Genomic DNA, 18003 nt, shown 5'->3' on the forward strand with positions numbered 1-18003 from the left:
ACTCTTTCACAGTCCTATGGTCCTGCCTCACCCTGCGTCAGGGTCAAGCCAGGTGCAGGTGACGCAGCTGTCCACAGGCACCGTTTACACGCTGGCCCAGGTGCTGGAGGAAGCCCACCATAGGGGCATGGCACGTTCCGTCCCCGTCTGCGGCCACGCCGCACTGGCCTACCTCGCAGCCTCCCCTCTGTCACCGGCCCTGGCGGCGCTGGAGGACGAGGAGCTCAGCGTGCTGCGCTGCCACCACCTGGACAGCCAGGTCCTGGTCCAGGTCCTGGGCCGCTGCCACCCGGTGGACACCCTGGCCTCGCCCGAGGGGAGGATGCGTGCCATCACCTGGCAGGTTCCTGAGGGCGCGACTGTGATCGGACCCACCGCTCTGTGGGTGCACACCGGTGACCAGTGTCCTCAGCGGCTCACAGTTGCCGCCACGGGCCACGCCAGAGGCAGGTGGCGCACCCTCGACATTCGCCGCACCCGTCTGCCGTCGGCAGACACGGAGACCATCGCGGGTCTGCGCTGCGCCACGCTGGAGCGGGCCTGTGTCGACGTAGCCCGCCTGGCGCCCCCGGCAGAGGCGGTACGCGCGGTGATGCGGGCACGCGACGCGGGAGCCAACCGGGTCCAGCTGCTCCTGGCGCTGACGCACTGCCAGGGCGCGGGTGCCGTTGGCCGACCCCGGGCTCAACACATTATCAACGCCGTCATGCCACCGGAGCGGGCCGGGGGCAAGACTGCGGGCGGGCAGCAGCCCGCAGGGTGACCGGCCCCACACTCACGGGGCCGACGGTGGGAGCAGCCGGGGAGGCACACGGGCAGATAGCATGCCACATGCCAGTCGGGGGCGTCACGCCTGCGCAGCCTTGCGGGCCGCAGATGCCGACGGTGCTGCCCGACGCGCCTCAAACACCCCGTCAATACGCCGTAGCGCGGACAGGGTGTGGTCAAGGTGCCCCGCCTCAGCCAGCTCGACCACGAACCGGCCGGTGACGACCCGGTCCCGGCTGGTGCCGATATGCGCGCTCATAAGGTTCACGTGGCCGTCAGCCAGGACACGAGTGATGTCAGCCAGGAGACCACCACGGTCAAGGGCCTCGACCTCCACCTGGACGAGGTAGGCGGAGTGGGCGTGGTCCGCCCAGGAGACCCCGACCAGCCGCTCCGGCTCGCGCTGGAGCTGGTCCACGTTCTGACAGTCCGCACGGTGCACCGAGACCCCCGACCCGCGAGTGATGAAGCCCAGGATCGGGTCCCCGGGCATTGGGGTACAGCACCGTGCCAGCTTGACGTAGATGTCACCCGCCTCCATCCCGGCGACTATCACCCCGGCGTCGCCGCCCCGGGAGCGGCGCCGTACACTGGCGGCACGCGTGGGCAGCACCCCCTCAGCCAGGGTCTCCTCCGCCCCAGCCTCCCCCCCCATGGCGGCGACCAGGGTGTCCACGACGTGGTGGGCGGAGACGTGGCCTTCCCCGACCGCAGCGTAAAGGCCGTCAATATCTCCCTTGTCAAGGGTCTTGGCCACGTCCATGAGCGAGTCGTGGCTCATCAGCCGCTGGATGGGCAGGTTCTGCTTGCGCATGGCCCGTGCGATCGCAGCCTTGCCCTCCTCAATAGCCTCCTCGCGACGTTCCTTGGAGAACCAGGAGCGGATCTTGTTGCGCGCCTTGTTCGAGCCGACGAAGGACAGCCAGTCCCGTGACGGGCCCGCGTTGACGGCCTTGGAGGTGAAGACCTCGACGGAGTCCCCGTTGTCCAGGCGCGTGTCCAACGGTACCAGGCGCCCGTTGACCCGTGCACCGACCGTGCGGTGACCGACCTCGGTGTGGACGGCGTAGGCGAAGTCCACCGGCGTGGCTCCCGAGGGCAGCGAGAGCACGTCGCCCTTGGGGGTGAAGACGTAGACCTGCCCTCCTGCCATCTCGTAGCGCAGGGCGTCGAGGAACTCGGCAGGGTCCTGGGTCTCCTTCTGCCAGTCCACAAGCTGGCGCAGCCACCCCATCTCCGCCTGGTCCGAGCCAGCGCCCTGGCTCCTGGGGGACCTCGGGCCTGAGGCATGAGGGTCCTGCTTGTACTTCCAGTGCGCCGCGACCCCGTACTCCGCCATCCGGTGCATCTCGTGGGTCCGGATCTGGATCTCCACGGGATTGCCTCCGGGCCCGAGCACCGTGGTGTGGAGGGACTGGTAGAGGTTGAACTTAGGGACCGCGATGTAGTCCTTGAAGCGTCCGCTCATCGGGGTCCAGCGGGAGTGCAGCGCTCCCAGGACCGCGTAGCAGTCCTGGACGGAGTCGACAATGACACGTACGGCCACCAAGTCGTAGATGTCGTCAAAGTCCTTGCCACGCACAATCATCTTCTGGTAGATCGAGTAGTAGTGCTTAGGCCTTCCCGTGACCACACCCTTGATCTTGTTGACCCTCAGGTCCTCCTCAATCTGGAGGCGAACCTTGCGCAGGTACTCCTCCCGCGCCGGGGCGCGCTCGGCCACCATGTGCTCAATCTCCTCGTACACCCCCGGGTAGAGAGCCCGGAAGGACCGGTCCTCCAGCTCCCACTTGATCGTGTTCATACCCAGCCGGTGGGCCAGCGGCGCGTAGATCTCCAGGGTCTCCTTGGCCTTGCGGGCCGCGTTGTCAGCGGAGACGTACTTCCAGGTGCGGGCGTTGTGGAGGCGGTCACCCAGCTTGATGACCAGGACGCGGATGTCGCGCGACATGGCGACAATCATCTTGCGCACGGTCTCAGCCTGGGCGGCCTCTCCGTACTGGAGCTTGTCGAGCTTGGTGACGCCATCCACAAGCAGCGCGATCTCGTCGCCGAAGTCCCCGCGCAGGCGCTCCAGAGTGTAGTCGGTGTCCTCGACGGTGTCGTGGAGCACAGCCGCTGCCAGGGTCTGAGGGGTCATCCCCAGCTCGGCCAGGATGGTCGCGACCGCGACCGGATGCGTGATGTAGGGTTCCCCGGACTTGCGACGCTGCCCCGAGTGCGCCTTCTCTGCCACCTCATAGGCCCGCACGATGAGATCGGTGTCCGCCTTGGGGTGGTTGGCCCGCACAGCCCGCAGCAGCGGCTCGATGGCAGCCGGTGTGGAGTGCCCCCGACCTCCGAACCAAGCCAGACGGCTGCGCACGCGCGAACCTGGGACGACGCTATCGCCCCCTGTGTCCGGGGTCGTCTTGGTCTCAGTCATTAGCGCATGATATATGTGAAACCGCCCTCATCGTCGGACGGCACCCCATGATGAGACGTATACGACCGCACCACGGACAGTGTCAGGATCGGCGTCACCGGGACCACTGGAGCCGTACCCGGCTCCCCCACTTCTCCCTCACACAGTCACGACCGAGTCGATGTGCCGTCCCGCAAGCACAGAGCGTCCCCCCAGGTCCTGGAGCTCCAGGAGCATGCACACAGCCTCCACCCGGGCACCCGCCTGCTCGATGAGGGCGATCGAGGCGGCGGCGGTACCTCCGGTGGCCAGGACGTCGTCGATGACAAGAACCCGTGAGCCATTGACAACGCTGTCCGGTCGCAGCTCCATACGGGCCGTCCCGTACTCCAGCTCATAGTCCACTCCGATCACAGGCCCGGGCAGCTTGCCACCCTTGCGCACCGTCACCATGCCGATACCCAGCCGCACAGCCAGAGGTGCGGCCAGGATGAACCCTCGGGACTCCAGGCCGGCCACGGCGTCCACACGGCCCCGGTAGTGGTCTGCCAGCCCCTCGACGAGCTCGCGGAAGGCTGCGCCGTCAGCAAGCAGCGGGGTGATGTCACGAAAGAGGACCCCGGGCTCAGGAAAGTCGGGGACGACTCGCAGGTGGTCACTGACCAGCTGCGACAGCGAGGCGGGGACGCTGACGGCGCGGGTCTCGGCGATGGTCACGGCTGCCTTCTCCTCTTCTTGGGCTGGGCGGAGACGCCACGGTGGTACCCCGGCCTCAGGGGCGAGGCAGCAGGCGCGGACACCAGGGTGGCAAGAGCCTCGGGGTCGTCACCAGCCTCCTCAACACGCCGTTGACGGGCGGCGGCGACCCGTTTGGCCTGGGACCTGACGGCTTTCTCCCGTGAGCGCAGGTCCACCAGAAGCGGTGTGGCCAGGAAGAGCGAGGACAGCGTCCCCGCGATCATACCGATGAACAGTGTCAGGGCGATGTCGCTGAGAGTTCCCGCTCCCAGGACGAGCGTGCCGACCACGAGCAGGGATGCCACCGGCAGCACACCGACGACCGAGGTGTTGAGCGAGCGGACAAAGCTCTGGTTGACAGCCAGGTTCGCGAGCTCGGCGTAGGTCGAGCGGGTCTGAGACTCGAACCCCTCCGTGTTCTCCCTGACCTTGTCGAAGACGACGACGGTGTCGTACAGGGAGTACCCCAGGATGGTGAGGACACCGATAATGGTGGCGGGAGTGACCTCAAAGCGGGACAGTGCGTAGACGCCGATGGTGACGACGACGTCGTGCACCAGGGCCACCAGTGCTGCCAGAGCCATCTTCCAGGTCCGGAAGTAGGCCCATATCAGCAGGGTCACCAGGAGGAAGAACATGAGGAGGCCCCTGACGGCCCTGGTAGTGACGTCGGAGGACCAGGTGGGGCCGATCGTCGTGGCGGCCACGTCGGCAGGCTCCACCCCGTAGGCGCTGGCGAGGTCAGCCGAGACCGCGTCCAGCTGGCTCTTGCTCAGCTCAGTGGTCTGGATGCGCACCGAGGAGGAGCCCATTGTCGTCACCGACGTCCCGGTGGTCAGGCCGTTGTCGCTCATGACCTCGTCCGCAGGGCCTACCTGCGGGCTGGGCAGGCCGGTGACGGTCAGCTCCGAGCCGCCCCTGAAGTCGATCCCGGGGGTCAGGCCCACGGTGGCCAGCAGGACCGCCGACCCCACGACGATGAGGGCCGCGAGAGTGTACCAGGTGCGCCTCCTGCCGACGAAGGGGATGGAGGTCCTGCCGGAGTAGAGCTCGTTACCGAGACTGGCCAGAGACATCATTTGGCCTCACCGTCCTTTGTCCCTGCGAGAGCGTCATGGGCCTCGCCATCGGTACCGGCACCCGCGTCGTCAGCCACGGCCCGGTGGGCGGTGCTGCGGGCCTCGGCCTTGCGACGTGCCAGGGATCTCGTGACGCCCCGGGCGAGTGCCTCACGCCCGCGGCCGTAGGCCGAGACCGAGGTCGCCCCCAGGCGCTCGGGGTCAAGCCCGGAGAGCCGGTGGCCCTCGCTGAAGAAGCGGAATCGCAGGAGCCACTCCATAAAGGGGTGGGTGAACAGGACGATGACCGCGAGGTCGACCACCGTGGTCACCCCCAGGGTGAAGGCGAATCCCTGGACCCCGCCCACGGCCAGGAAGTACAGCACCACTGCAGCCAGGATGTTGACGGTGTCGGAGACGATAACTGTGCGCCGGGCGTGCTTCCACCCCTCGTCAACGGCCGTGGCCAGGGTGCGGCCCTGGCGTGCCTCGTCACGGACTCGCTCAAAGTAGATGATGAAGGAGTCCACTGTGACGCCGATGGCGATAATCAGTCCGGCCACGCCGGCCAGTGAGAGCCGGTAGCCCATCCCCCAGCTCAGAAGCGCGATGACCAGGTAGGTGACGGCTGCCGCCACCAGCAGGGAGGAGAGGGCGACAACCATGAGCCCGCGGTACTGCCAGGCCAGGTAGACAATGATGAGGATGAAGCCGATGAGTCCTGCGATGAGGCCGTTGCGCAGCTGCTCCGTCCCCAGGGTCGCCGAGACCTGCTGCTCGGACTGGACGGTGAAGCTCAGGGGCAGGGACCCGAAGGACAGCTGGTTGGCCAGCGTGGCTGCCTGGTCCTGGGTGAAGTCGCCGGTGATCTGGACCCTGCCGTCGGTGATCGCGGAGGTGACCTCCGCGTTGAATCCCGAGGCCATGATGGTCAGGCCGTCCAGGACGATTGCGAACTGTGCCTTTTCCGCGTCGGTGCTCGGTGAGCCGTCGGCGGACACCGATGCAGTGTCGCGGTAGCCGATGAGCCGTCCCGAGAGGTCCGAGAAGGCCTGAGTCCCTTCGGAGTTGAACTCCAGGGACACCACCCAGTTGCTCGTGGTCGAGCCCTGGCTGGTGGTCTCCAGGCCGGAGACGGCGTTGGACAGCTCGGTGCCCGCGATCTCTGCCGGCCCCAGGACATAGGCTCCGGGAGAGCCGTCCCTGGAGCAGGAGACCACGGCGACAGAGGGGTCCTGCGTCTCCCCGGTGAGGTTGTCCGCCTGGGTGCAGTCCGTCATGTACGCCTCGTAGAGCAGCTGCTCACTGATCCAGGAGTCGGAGGAGGCGTCCTGCGAGGTCTCGGGAAGGGGGTCCGAGGAGATCGTGCCGTCTCCGTCCACGTCGGCATAGCTCGTGGCGACCTCCTCCGCAGTGACGGTGGTGGCCTCCGGCGTCGGCTCCTGCCCGCCCTCCTCGGGAGCGGCGCTCTCCTCAGCGCTAGCGGTGCTGCCCTGGCTGGCAGCGGCCTGCTGGTTCTGCGCCTGGGCCATCAGGTGGGCATTATACTGAATGGCCCTGATCACCGGGCGAAAGTACATGACCGCAGAGGTGCGGACGAGCTCGAGGGTCTGCTCGTCAGGCGCACCAGGCAGGGAGACCACGATGTTTTGCCCGCCCTGGCGAGAGATCTGAGCCTCTGAGACCCCGGAGGCGTCCACCCTCTGACGGATGACGTCGATCGCCTGGTCCACGTCGGAGTCCGTGACCTGTGAGCCGTCGGTCGTCGTGGGGGTCAGGATGATCTGGGTGCCCCCCTCGAGGTCGAGGGCCAGGCCCGGGGTCATGGAGGTCCACCCTCTCACCGCCCCCACCGCCAGCATGCCGAAGCCGACCACAATGACAAGGACAACCATGAGAAGACGACGCCCCGGACGTCTGCGCTGCTTTCTGGACACCTGGCCCCTTCCTGGTGAGTACTCCGGTCCCGCCGACACCTGTCAGCCGAGGTAGTCACGTCTCGGGTACGGTCTCAGGACCGTGGCTCCCGCTGGCCCCCGGCCGTGTCGGCCTCCTCACCACTGTCGTCAGCCTCCTCATGGACCTCCGCGTCCTCCGCACCAGCCTCCGCGTCTCTGCCGGGGACGGTGCCACCGGCCTCGCCTCCGTCCTGGTCCAGCTGCTCGCCCTCAGGCTCGTCGTCCTCGTCCACGGAGGCGAAGGGAGGCTCCTCGGCACCGACGATGGAGCGCTTGGCCCACAGCGTCTCGTCGCCCAGAGGTGTGGCGAGGGTGACGACGTCCCCGTCGGCCTCGACGACCCTGCCGTAGAAGCCGGCTGTCGTACGCACCCAGGTTCCAGGAACGAGAGCCTCCTCGGTGCGCCGTGCCTGCTCGTCAGCCATTCTCTGCTGCTGCCTGCGGCCAAGCACAGAGAACAGCCAGAAGACCCCCATCATGACAACAAGCATGAAGATCAGTTCCACGACAGCCTCCCCGTATCGCGATCAGGACCTGTCCCTGGCACAGGCCAACGGGGGGAGTCTAGGACACCTCGTCCTGGACACCAGTGCCTTCGGGCGAGGGCTTAGGCACATCTGCTGTCCCGCTCCAGAGCCGGACCGCACCCGGGTGCGTACAGACTGACGGCCGCAGAGGCGGCCCTCCCCCTGTGCTTCTGGGCCGGGCAGCACTCTAGCCGAACAGCGTCCCCTCGGCAGGGGGCACCAGCCCCAGGTGCTCGTAGGCAGCAGACGTCGCCGCACGGCCACGAGGGGTGCGCACCATCAGGCCCTCCCGCACCAGGTAGGGCTCCGCGACGGTCTCAACCGTCTCCGGCTCCTCCCCCACGCTGACCGCCAGGGTAGCCAGCCCGACGGGACCGCCGCCAAAGCGGGTGCACAAGGCGTGCAGCACCTGACGATCCAGGCGGTCCAGCCCCAGGGCGTCAACCTCGAAGACCTCCAGGGCGCTGCGAGCCGCCGACAGGTCCAGCCGACCGGGAGCACCGTGGACCTCCGCCCAGTCCTGCACCCGTCGCAGGAGGCGGTTGGCCACCCGTGGTGTGCCCCGGGACCGGCGGGCCAGCTCGTCCGCAGCCTCCTCCTCCAGGTGAACACCTAGCAGGCCGGCACTGCGCCGCAGGATGCGGGTCAGGTCGCCGGGCCCGTAGAAGTCCAGGTGGCCGGTAAACCCGAAGCGGTCACGCAGGGGAGCAGGAAGCAGCCCAGCACGCGTGGTCGCCCCGACCACGGTGAAGGGAGGCAGCGACAGGGGGATGGAGGTGGCACCGGGTCCCTTACCCACCACGATATCGACCCGGAAGTCCTCCATAGCCAGGTAGAGCATCTCCTCGGCGGTCCGTGCCAGACGGTGGATCTCGTCGATGAAGAGGACGTCGCCCTCCTCCAGGGAGGACAGGACCGCCGCCAGGTCGCCAGCGTGCTGGATCGCAGGTCCCGACGTCAGCCGCAGGGCACCGTCGACCTCGTTGGCAATGATCATGGCCAGGGTGGTCTTCCCCAGGCCAGGGGGGCCGGACAGCAGCACGTGGTCAGCCGTGACACCGCGGGCCAGCGCAGAGCGCAGTACCACGGAGAGCTGGCCACGCACCACCTCCTGGCCCGTGAAGTCCTCCAGTCTTCGTGGCCTCAGCGCCGCCTCGGCGGCACGCTCGAGCTCGTCAGCCGCCCCCGCCACCAGCCGCTGGTCGCCACCGACCGCACCGCTGTCACCCACGCCGGGAACCTCCCAGCCACCTCAGGCTCGCCCGGAGAAGGGCTGCCACGTCAACGGCCTGCCCGGGGGCTGCGGCGGTCTCCGCCTCCACGGCGCTGACCGCCTCGCGAGCGGTCGCCTCGTTCCAGCCCAGCTGGACCAGGGCGGCCACCACGTCGGGGCTGGGCTCGCCGGAGACCGCGACCACCTGGTCGTCCAGGCCGCCACCAGGCACGGAGACCTCCCCGGCGGCAGGACCCAGTCTGTCACCGACGTCGATGATGACCCGCTGCGCCCCCTTGGGACCTAGGCCGGGGACCCTCCTGAGAGCAGCCACGTCCTGGTCCGCCACAGCCCTGCGCAGCGCGTCAGGGGTGTGGACAGCCAGCATCGCCAGGGCCAGCCTGGGCCCGACCCCGCGCACCCCCATGAGCACACGGAAGCAGTCACGCTCGTCGGCGTCGATGAAGGCGTAGAGAGTCAGGGAGTCCTCCCGCACCACCAGCTCGGTGTGCACCAGGGTCTCCCTGCCCACCTTGAGAGAGGACAGGGTGGTGGGCGTGGCCTGCACGCTCATCCCCACGCCACCAGTCTCGATTACGGCACCCGTCAGGGAGATGTCAAGGACGGCACCGCGCAGTGAGGCAATCATGTGTGAGCCCAGCTCCTGTCCACGAGGATCTCGAACACCTGTTCGGAGCATAGCAGGCCGTGCCCGGGAGGAGCAGGATCACCGCCGCACCCGGCGAGGATCGACCGCACCCGTACGTCGGGCAGCCGCCTGCGCCGCAGCCCACTGGCGCTGCGCCGGGGTGCGGGCCGACACCCGCACCGCTCCCCCTGCCGAGACCATCTCTCCGGCGTCGTCCGCTCCACCGCCACCACCGCGCCAGCCGTGGCAGATCGCCTGGGCCAGGGCGTCGGCGGCGTCTGCCGGCTGGGGCGGGGAGCCCAGCCTGAGGATACGCGTCACCATGTGCTGGACCTGGACCTTGTCCGCCCTGCCGGACCCGGTGACAGCCGCCTTCGCCTCGCTAGGAGTGTGCTGGGCCACTTCAAGGCCGGCCCGGGCACCCGCGACCATAGCCACGCCGATGACCTGAGCCACCCCGATGACGGACCGCAGGTTCTCCTGGGCGAAGACGCGCTCGATGGAGACGACCGAGGGCCCCAGGCGGGCGATCCAGTCCTCAATGGCCTCGGCGACAGCCAGCAGACGCTGCTCCGAGCTGCTCTGCGGCGAGGTACGGACAACCCCTACCTCCACCAGCCGCACCCGGCGACGAGGATCGATGTCGACACAGCCCAGGCCGCAGCGTGTCAGCCCGGGATCGATACCGAGGACCCTCTGCTGAGCCACCAGGGCACGCTGGGAGACCGGCCCCGGGGTCACCGGGTCCTCCCGCTGCGTGCCGCGCGCCCCTCGTCCTCCGGCACGAGCCCCTACTCCTCGCCGGAGTCGAGCTCGGCGGCGACCTCGGCAGAGATATCGACGGAGGTAAAGACGTTCTGGACGTCGTCGGAGTCCTCCAGGGCGTCAACGAGCCGGAGCACCTTGCGGGCGGCCTCCAGGTCCACCTCGACCTTGGTCCCGGCCACGAACTGGACCTCTGCGGAGTCGTAGTCCATCCCGGCCTGCGTCAGGGCCGTGCGCACGGCGACGATGTCACCCGGCTCGGAGTAGATCTCGAAGGAGTCGCCCGCGTCCTCGACCTCCTCAGCCCCCGCGTCCAGGACGGCCGCCAGGATGGAGTCCTCATCCACCCCGTCAGCCTTGGCCACCTCGACCACTCCCTTGCGGGCGAAGTTGTAGGCCACGGACCCTGGGTCGGCCAGGCTGCCGCCGTTGCGGGAGAAGGCGACACGGACGTCGGAGGCGGCACGGTTGCGGTTGTCAGTGAGGCACTCCACCAGAAAGGCGACACCGGCGGGCCCGTACCCCTCGTACATGATGGTCTGCCAGTCTGCTCCCCCGGCCTCCTCGCCGCTGCCCCGCCTGACGGCGCGGGTGATGTTGTCGGCGGGCACGGAGTTCTTCCGGGCCTTCTGGATCGCGTCGTACAGGGTAGGGTTGCCCGCAGGGTCTCCGCCCCCCGTGCGGGCAGCCACCTCGATGTTCTTGATGAGGCGGGCAAACAGCTTGCCCCGCTTGGCGTCGATCACTGCCTTCTTGTGCTTGGTTGTGGCCCACTTGGAGTGACCTGACATGTGCTCTCCTCGAAAGTTCGTCAGATGGCCGGTACGGCCTGGCGGACGACGGACAGTGCCCCGGGGGGCAGCACCCGCCGCGAAGACGAGGGTATGACGTACCCGGTTGGCCCCCCGCAACCTCACAGCGGAGGCGACACGGACGCAGCCGTGCGAACCGCGCTGATCCTACCGTCCGGCTCGTCGTCATCCCAAGGCCACAAGACCAGCGCGAGTCTTCATAAGACGCCCGCCCTACCCTCCTGGGCCTGCATTCCCCTCCCGCCCCTCCTGACCGTCCCCACTCGGGTGAGAACCGGGGACAGAACCAGTGTCAGCAGGATCGGTGAGATCCACCACCCTGCCGTCCCAGCCGGCACGCAGGTCACGCAGGACGCCGACCAGGCAGACCGGGTAGACCACCTCGCCCCTGGTCTGCACCTGGGACACCTGAGCCAAGGTCCACCAGCCCACGGAGTCAACGGCATCACGCTCCAGATCGGTCCACCCGTCCCTGCGAACCGCCACCGGGCCAGGGAGCCTGAGAAGGTAGAAAAGCTCGTGCTGACGGCACGTGACCCGCATGAACCGGAAGACGGCCTCACGCCGGGCGACAGGACCCTCCAGGTGCTCCTCGCCCACAACCAGCCCGGTCTCCTCGGCTAGCTCACGCACCGCAGCCTGCTCGGGGCCCTCTCCGGGGTGCAGCCCCCCGCCAGGAGTGAAGACCCACCGGTGGGAGGGGTCGGCGGTGTCGTGCCCCCTCAGGAGGAGCACCTGCTCCCCGGCAGCCATGACCAGCACCCTGGCAGCACGGCGGCACGGCAGGCCGTCGGGGCCCAGCCGCCACTCCCGGGAGTCCAGCAGGTCGGTCCAGTCGTGCGGCACCAGGTCCGCGCGGCGACCGTCGGCAGCCAGGGCTCCGGGCGTCACCGGAGCAGGGCTCACCAGCCGCGCTCGGCCAGGCGGTGCGGCGCAGGAAGGTCTGCGGCGCTGGTGCCGACCATGGCCTCACCCAGGCCTCGCGACACCTCGGCAACAGCCGCAGGGTCGTTGAAGTGGGTCGTCGCCTGCACGATGGCGCGGGCGCGCCTGACCGGGTCACCGGACTTGAAGATACCCGAGCCCACAAAGACGCCCTCGGCACCCAACTGCATCATCATGGCAGCGTCAGCAGGGGTCGCGACTCCTCCTGCAGTAAACAGGGTCACAGGGAGACGACCGGTCGAGGCGACCTCAGCCACTAGGTCGTACGGCGCGCCCAGCTCCTTGGCTGCCAGGTAGAGGTCCTCGTCAGGCAGGGCCGCCAGACGGAGGATCTCCTCACGGATGGAGCGCATGTGCCTCACCGCGTTGGAGACGTCACCCGTCCCGGCCTCGCCCTTGGAGCGGATCATCGCAGCGCCTTCGGCAACACGGCGCAGCGCCTCTCCCAGGTTGGTCGCCCCGCAGACGAACGGTACCGTGAATGCCCTCTTGTCAATATGGTGGGAGTAGTCCGCCGGGGTCAGGACCTCGGACTCGTCCACGCAGTCGACTCCCAGAGACTGCAGCACCTGAGCCTCGACGAAGTGGCCGATACGGGCCTTGGCCATGACCGGGACGGAGACTGACTCGATGATGGCGCTGACGAGCTCGGGATCCGACATGCGGGCCACACCACCCTGCGCCCGGATGTCAGCCGGGACGCGCTCCAGAGCCATGACAGCGACAGCACCGGCGTCCTGGGCGATGCGCGCCTGCTCAGGGGTGACCACGTCCATAATGACGCCGCCCTTGAGGGACTCGATCATGTCGTTCCTGACGGCTCGGCTGCTGGCAGAGGCAGGTGCAGCGTTCATGGTTCTCCTGTTCGCCTGGAAGTGTCACTCTGTCAGGGCACCTGGACGACGTGTCCTCACAGGCCAGGGGCCTCGCAACGCGGCAGCCAGGTGCAGGCTCCACTCTACCGCAACAATTCCTGGCCCACCCCGGAGGCGTCCCGCTCCTGCCCTGCACCAGGTCTCCCTGCTCACACGCCGCTCTCACGGCGCTCACACAGGAGTCACACAACCCCGAGGAAGACCTGACGACTGGAGGTGATCCGGGTGAGGAGCTCACGCTCCTTGTCGGCAAAGTCGTGGTCGGCGTGCCCGTCCACCGCCTGCTGACGCAGCTGGGCCAGCTCGGCCGCTCCCTTCTGAAAGCTGCTCATCGCGGTGGTCGCGGCAGGCCCTCGGGTGCGTGCCCACCTGCGACCCGCCGATCGCCCCGACCCCGTGGTCAGCATCATGACCTCCTGCGGGGAGAACCATCCCGCACGCCCGTAGTCGTCCAGCCGACGCCTCATCGTCATGCGCTCCGCCCAGCGCAGCCACACCACCATTCCGATGCAGGCCAGGAAGAAGGGAACCTCGACAAGAAGGTAGTACTGGGGGGCGGTGGTGACGACCCCGTTCCAGAACGCGTGGAGGACGACTGCGGCGACCAGGCCCACCGGGGTCCACCACACCCACGCCAGCCTCGACCGTCTCCGGGCGGAGACCCCGATCGCCACCCCGGTGCACGCCGTGAAGGTCACATGGGCGAAGGGTGAGAAGAGGCCACGTACCACGAAGACGAGGAGGAGGTCCTCCCGGTTGGCGACAAAGTAGAGGATGTTCTCGGCAAAGGCGAAGCCTGCGGCCACCACGGCGGCGTAGACCAGCCCGTCCACGGCGCCGCTGAAGGTACGCCGCCACACCAGGAAGATGACGAGCACCCCGAGCCCCTTGGCCGTCTCCTCCGTGATCGGGGCGGACACAACAGCAGCAAGCCCCTCGGCCTCCTGGAGGTCTCCGGTGGCGTCAGCCACAACTGCCGCGAACACGGAGTTGACCAGCAGCGAGACCGCCGTCGAGACTCCGGCGCCCCACAAGAAGGCCACCAGCAGCATCCTGGCAGGCTCAGGCTCCCAGCGGTCGATCCAGAAGACCACGGCCAGCACGACGAGCAGGGGGACTGCCGCCAGGAGCACCACCAGGACCAGGTCAGGAGCACTTGACGCGGACCTGGAGATCATCCACAGCATCCCTGCCAACCCGGCTGCTCCCAGGAGGGCCAGGACGTAGTAGAGCACCTCGCGCCACCGCGCGGCCTGGAGGCTGGGTGCTGCGGCGCCGTCGGCTGAGCCGGGCACCCGCCCCCACCCGGGGGGCCCGGTGCCAGCAGCCTGCCCGGGACCCGCGCTCCCCGCCGGAGCACCCGGGGTCCCTGACAGGCCTGGATGGTCTGCGCCAGGGCGCCGGTAGCCGCTGCGGGGAGCCCAGGACCGGCTAGGCGGAGGGACTGTCATGACCCGTCCTCCTGCTCCTCCTGCGGCGGTCGTGGTTGCTGAGACCCCGAGTCGGCGTGGCCTGCCGGTGCCGTCTCGTCATCAGCCTCAAAGGTCTGTGGCACAGGTGCGTGCCCAGCCAGGTGCAGGACACGCACGACAGGCCGCTCCCGCAGGGCACGTGCCTGCTTCACGTGGGTGTTGTGGAACCGGCGGGCCAGGACCATGCGGTAGCAGGCACGGTCAAGCCGCGCCAGGGCCTGTGAGCCTCGCTGGCTACCGCTGAGGTCCTCACGGGCCTGCACGTCGACAACGGTACGTATCACTCGGCTGAGGTCCGACTCAAGCTGGGGACGGGAACGGCTCCTAGTGGACCGCGCACCAGGAACTGGGGCTGACGGCCCGTGCTGTGTGGCCGCCGGCCCTGCCTGGCCGTAGGCTGAGTCCAGCCGGGGGACGGGGTCCAGGCCGTCGCTGACGATCGGTCCCTCCGCGTCCAGGGCGTCCCGGGCAGCCTGGGCCAGCAGCACGCAGGAGGCGGGGTCGAGGACCCCTGTGGAAGCCAGGTCGGCGGCGGCCTCAGCCCGGTGCAGGATCTGGGCCTCCAGGGTCGCCCGGGCGCCGAGGACCTGACGGTGCAGGCGGTCCACGCGCACGGCGCGGGCGTACAGCGCCCACCCAAGGGCCAGGAGGAGGAGCAGGAGGAGGACCACGACGAGGAGCGGCCCGCTCCACCCGCCCCAGTCCAGCAGCCCCGCCTGCCGGGAGGAGGCCACCGCACCCGTCCCGACCCAGGCAGAGGGAAGCCCTGTCGGTACGTTGTGCAGCACGTAGCAGACACAGGAGCAGGTGGCCGAAGGCATGGTCAGTCCTCCCACGTACCGCGCAGCCGCGCCAGCATGGTACGAGATCCCGGCCCCAGGCTCACTCTCGTGTGAGCCGCAGACAGGGCCATGTCGTAGACGTCGAGCACGGCGTCGGTGACCGTCTGCCAGTCGTAGCGTGTGACCACGGCCGCCGCCGCCTCACGACGGGCGGCAGAAGCCTCGGCGTCGCCCAGGGTGGTGATGACGGCGCGGGCCAGGCCCTGCGGGTCCCCGCAGGGGAACAGAGCACCGTAGCGCCCTGCGCCCAGGACGTCGGAGAAGGCGGTAATGTCGGAGGCGACCACCGACGTACCTGCCGCCATGGCCTCTACCAGGACGATCCCGAAGGACTCCCCCCCTGTCTGCGGTGCCACGTAGCACGAAGCCGAGGCGAGCAGGGCGGCCTTGTCCTCCTCGCTGACGCCTCCCAGGAAGCTCACTGAGTCCCCGTAGCGGGCCAGGCGGTCGCGCACCTCCTGGGCCTGTCCCCGTCCAGCCACCAGGAAGCGCGCACCCGGAAAGGCCTCCAGGACCGTCGGCACCGCGTCAGCAAGCACGGGCAGTCCCTTGCGGGGCTCGTCCAGGCGCCCCAGGAAGGCGATCGTCGGAGCCTGGGCCGTCCCCCGGAAGCGCGGATCGTCCCTGGGGGCAGCGGCGAAAGGGGCAATACTGACCCCGTTAGGGATGACGACGGCATCTCCGCCGTGGTGCTGGATGAGGGTCCTGCGGGCCTCCTCGGAGACGGCGATGCGCGCCGAGAGCTTCTCCAGCAGCGGTACGGCGGCAGGTGAGACCAGCTCGCGGGCCAGAGAGCGGTCCATGGCCGCGTGGAAGGTTCCTACCACCGGGCCGGTGGCGGCCTGCAGCGCCAGCATACCCACCGACGGGGTGATCGGCTCGTGAATGTGAAGGACGTCGAAGTCCCCGGCCGCCAGCCACCGCCTGGCCCGTCGGGCGACAGCCGCGCCGAAGTTGAGTCGGGCGACGGAGCCGTTGTAAGGGATGGCCAGGGCGTCGCCAGCACTGGTCACCCACTCTGGGAGATCGGTGCCCTCGCTCGCCGGAGCCAGCACGGACACGTCGTGACCGCGCCTGGACAGCTCCTGCGCCAGGTCCGTCACATGGACCTGCACCCCGCCGTGGGCGTCGAAGGAGTAGGGGCACACGATACCGACCCTCATGGCACCTCACCTACGGCAGAAGAGCATGTACTGCCTCTGCTGTCCTCACCGGCCTGCTCGCCACTGCGCTGCCCGTGCGGCCCGCCACGCCGCTCCAGGTGCCCCGCAGCACGGGAGCGGCCTCGTGCCAGACGCTCGGGGTCCAGGTCCTCCTCGAAGACAGGCTGAAGCATGTGCCAGTCCACCAGGTGCTCCACCAGCAGGGGCTCGACGGCACGCACCCAGGCCCGCGTGTGCTCGGCCACCTGGTCGTGCCCCGTCCCTGTGACGGGGGCCTCGACCTTGCGCACACTGAGGACCAGCCCCCATGGCGAGCCTGCCTGACGCCGCCGCCGCCCTGACAGCCTCTCGTAGTACATGACCGCCGTGTACAGCGGCAGACCCAGCCGACGCGCCAGGGCCGCCGGTCCAGCGGCCACGTAGACCGGGTGCCCGCACAGCTCAGCCCTGATCCCCGAGGACGACAGGTCCCGGTCAGCCAGGAGGGCGATGACGTAGCGGTCCTGCCCGGCGGCCTCCAGGAGCCGGTCAAACACCCTCTCACCACGGGCCTGACCGATGATGCGCAGCCCCAGCTGCTCGCGGAAACGCGTGAACTGCTCAAAAAGGTCTTCAGGCTCCACCCTCTCCGCCACCGTCAGCACCGGGGCGAGCTCACGGCAGGCCCAGGCCGCGACCAGGTCCCAGTTCCCGGTGTGCGGCAGGGCCAGGACGACGTTACCGTGTTCCAGGTCCTCCAGGACCTGGAACTCCCCCTCAAACCGGACCCGGGCCGCAAGTTGGCTGGCACTCACCGACGGCAGGGCAAAGGCCTCGTAGAAGTAGCGCATGTAGGAGCGCATGGCCTGGCGGGACAGGCGCGACACCTGGCGGGAACCAGCAGGCTGCGCCAGCAGCCGGGCCAGGTTCCTCTCCAGCTGGCCCACGCCCTTGCTCCCGCCACGTACCCGGTGCAGCGCCCAGGCCAGGTCAGCACCGGCATGGAAGAGAGGGTAGCCGATCCTGCCCGGCAGGCGGGGCACAGCCTTCCAGGCGAACCGGTAGAGGTCCTCGACACCGACCTGTCTCACCCCGACCTGCCTCACGAGGCTCTCCCGTCCGCTGCCGTCCCATCGGCCTCCCGGACGACGGGACCAGGTACCCCGGGGACGGAGCCGCTGTCAGGACCTGGTCCGGCTGAGGAGGCGGGGGCGGTCTGGACCGCCACGGCACGGACCCGCTGAAGCACGGTCACCAGGGAGGCAAGGCACACGTAGGACAGGCCGAGGGTCAGCACCCACGACGGGGCGCCCAGACCCACCGCAAGGGTGGCCAGGAGCACCACCACCAGACGGTCAGTGCGCTCTGCCACGCCGACGGAGGCCTGGGCGCCCACCGCCTCGGCCCTGGCCCGGGCGTAGGGCACGACCCCGGCGAGGACCACTGTGGACAGAGCCGTCACGAGTGTCACCGTACGCAGGTGCCCGGCCTCCATGCGCAGCGCCACCCAGGCAGTAAGGGAGGCAAAGACGGCGCCGTCGGCAAGACGGTCCATCGTGGAGTCCAGGAAGGCGCCGAAGACGGAGGCACGTCCCGTGGCACGGGCCAGGATCCCGTCGAAGGAGTCGGCCACGAGCACAAGAGCCAGCACCAGCGGCCCGGCTACAAAGCGTCCCTGGGGCAGCAGGAGCACCGCCGCGGACACCGACAGCACGGTCCCGGCGACGGTCAGCATGTTGGGTGTCACGCCTGCCCTGGCCATGGCCAGGGCAGGCCGGGTGAACAATGCCCTGGTCAGGCCGCGTCCGTGGTTGCCCAGCATCGCTACCTCAGCA

At 69.0% G+C, this 18003-nt stretch carries 17 protein-coding genes; 1 reads left to right on the forward strand and 16 read right to left on the reverse strand.

All coding sequences use genetic code 11. The annotated features are described in order from the left end of the window. Positions 1–127 precede the first annotated feature (127 nt). On the forward strand, positions 128–763 hold the full coding sequence (locus CWS50_RS06405) for a hypothetical protein (RefSeq protein ID WP_127842117.1): 636 nt from the start codon (positions 128–130) through the stop codon (positions 761–763). 84 nt (positions 764–847) lie between these two features. On the opposite strand, the gene CWS50_RS06410 is transcribed toward CWS50_RS06405, so the two are convergent. From CWS50_RS06410 to pgsA, 16 genes are all read right to left on the reverse strand, one after another. Further along, positions 848–3193 (reverse strand): RelA/SpoT family protein, encoded by a 2346-nt coding sequence (locus CWS50_RS06410; protein ID WP_127842118.1) that lies wholly within the window; start codon positions 3191–3193, stop codon positions 848–850. A gap of 138 nt (positions 3194–3331) precedes the next feature. Next, positions 3332–3889, reverse strand: a complete 558-nt coding sequence (locus CWS50_RS06415) for an adenine phosphoribosyltransferase (RefSeq protein ID WP_180342345.1) — start codon at positions 3887–3889, stop codon at positions 3332–3334. Then, positions 3886–4989: a protein translocase subunit SecF gene (gene secF / locus CWS50_RS06420; RefSeq protein WP_127842119.1), complete on the reverse strand. Its 1104-nt coding sequence runs from the start codon at positions 4987–4989 to the stop codon at positions 3886–3888. Before secF ends, CWS50_RS06415 begins: the two co-directional genes overlap by 4 nt. Next, positions 4986–6905: a protein translocase subunit SecD gene (gene secD, locus CWS50_RS06425; RefSeq protein WP_127842120.1), complete on the reverse strand. Its 1920-nt coding sequence runs from the start codon at positions 6903–6905 to the stop codon at positions 4986–4988. The genes secF and secD overlap by 4 nt, the downstream gene beginning before the upstream one ends. Positions 6906–6979: 74 nt before the next feature. After that, positions 6980–7432 carry a preprotein translocase subunit YajC gene (locus tag CWS50_RS06430; RefSeq protein ID WP_243118199.1) on the reverse strand — a complete coding sequence of 151 codons (453 nt, stop codon included), beginning with the start codon at positions 7430–7432 and terminating at the stop codon, positions 6980–6982. A 208-nt stretch (positions 7433–7640) separates the two neighbouring features. Further along, positions 7641–8684 carry a Holliday junction branch migration DNA helicase RuvB gene (gene ruvB, locus CWS50_RS06435; protein ID WP_127842121.1) on the reverse strand — a complete coding sequence of 348 codons (1044 nt, stop codon included), beginning with the start codon at positions 8682–8684 and terminating at the stop codon, positions 7641–7643. Beyond that, positions 8677–9315 carry a Holliday junction branch migration protein RuvA gene (gene ruvA, locus CWS50_RS06440; protein ID WP_127842122.1) on the reverse strand — a complete coding sequence of 213 codons (639 nt, stop codon included), beginning with the start codon at positions 9313–9315 and terminating at the stop codon, positions 8677–8679. The genes ruvB and ruvA overlap by 8 nt, the downstream gene beginning before the upstream one ends. Before the next feature lie 78 nt (positions 9316–9393). Next, a complete protein-coding gene (ruvC, locus tag CWS50_RS06445) occupies positions 9394–9999 on the reverse strand; it encodes a crossover junction endodeoxyribonuclease RuvC (RefSeq protein ID WP_127843307.1) in 606 nt (201 codons plus the stop codon). A gap of 107 nt (positions 10000–10106) precedes the next feature. Next, positions 10107–10871 (reverse strand): YebC/PmpR family DNA-binding transcriptional regulator, encoded by a 765-nt coding sequence (locus tag CWS50_RS06450; protein WP_127842123.1) that lies wholly within the window; start codon positions 10869–10871, stop codon positions 10107–10109. Between the two features lie 234 nt (positions 10872–11105). After that, positions 11106–11783: an NUDIX hydrolase gene (locus CWS50_RS06455; RefSeq protein WP_243118200.1), complete on the reverse strand. Its 678-nt coding sequence runs from the start codon at positions 11781–11783 to the stop codon at positions 11106–11108. A gap of 11 nt (positions 11784–11794) precedes the next feature. Next, on the reverse strand, positions 11795–12691 hold the full coding sequence (gene pdxS / locus CWS50_RS06460; protein ID WP_127842124.1) for a pyridoxal 5'-phosphate synthase lyase subunit PdxS: 897 nt from the start codon (positions 12689–12691) through the stop codon (positions 11795–11797). A 203-nt stretch (positions 12692–12894) separates the two neighbouring features. Beyond that, entirely contained in the window at positions 12895–14163 is a 1269-nt protein-coding gene (locus CWS50_RS06465; RefSeq protein WP_127842125.1) for a PrsW family intramembrane metalloprotease, read from the reverse strand. Next, complete coding sequence (locus CWS50_RS06470; protein WP_243118201.1) at positions 14160–15005, reverse strand: hypothetical protein; 846 nt, start codon at positions 15003–15005, stop codon at positions 14160–14162. The genes CWS50_RS06465 and CWS50_RS06470 overlap by 4 nt, the downstream gene beginning before the upstream one ends. Before the next feature lie 2 nt (positions 15006–15007). Further along, positions 15008–16189, reverse strand: coding sequence for a glycosyltransferase family 4 protein (locus CWS50_RS06475; protein WP_127842126.1), 1182 nt, complete (start codon positions 16187–16189; stop codon positions 15008–15010). Further along, entirely contained in the window at positions 16186–17274 is a 1089-nt protein-coding gene (locus tag CWS50_RS06480; RefSeq protein WP_243118202.1) for a phosphatidylinositol mannoside acyltransferase, read from the reverse strand. The genes CWS50_RS06475 and CWS50_RS06480 overlap by 4 nt, the downstream gene beginning before the upstream one ends. Continuing rightward, positions 17271–17990, reverse strand: coding sequence for a phosphatidylinositol phosphate synthase (gene pgsA / locus CWS50_RS06485; protein WP_127842127.1), 720 nt, complete (start codon positions 17988–17990; stop codon positions 17271–17273). Before pgsA ends, CWS50_RS06480 begins: the two co-directional genes overlap by 4 nt. Positions 17991–18003: the final 13 nt, after the last annotated feature.

Source organism: Actinomyces wuliandei (genome assembly GCF_004010955.1).
Lineage (GTDB): Bacteria > Actinomycetota > Actinomycetes > Actinomycetales > Actinomycetaceae > Actinomyces > Actinomyces wuliandei.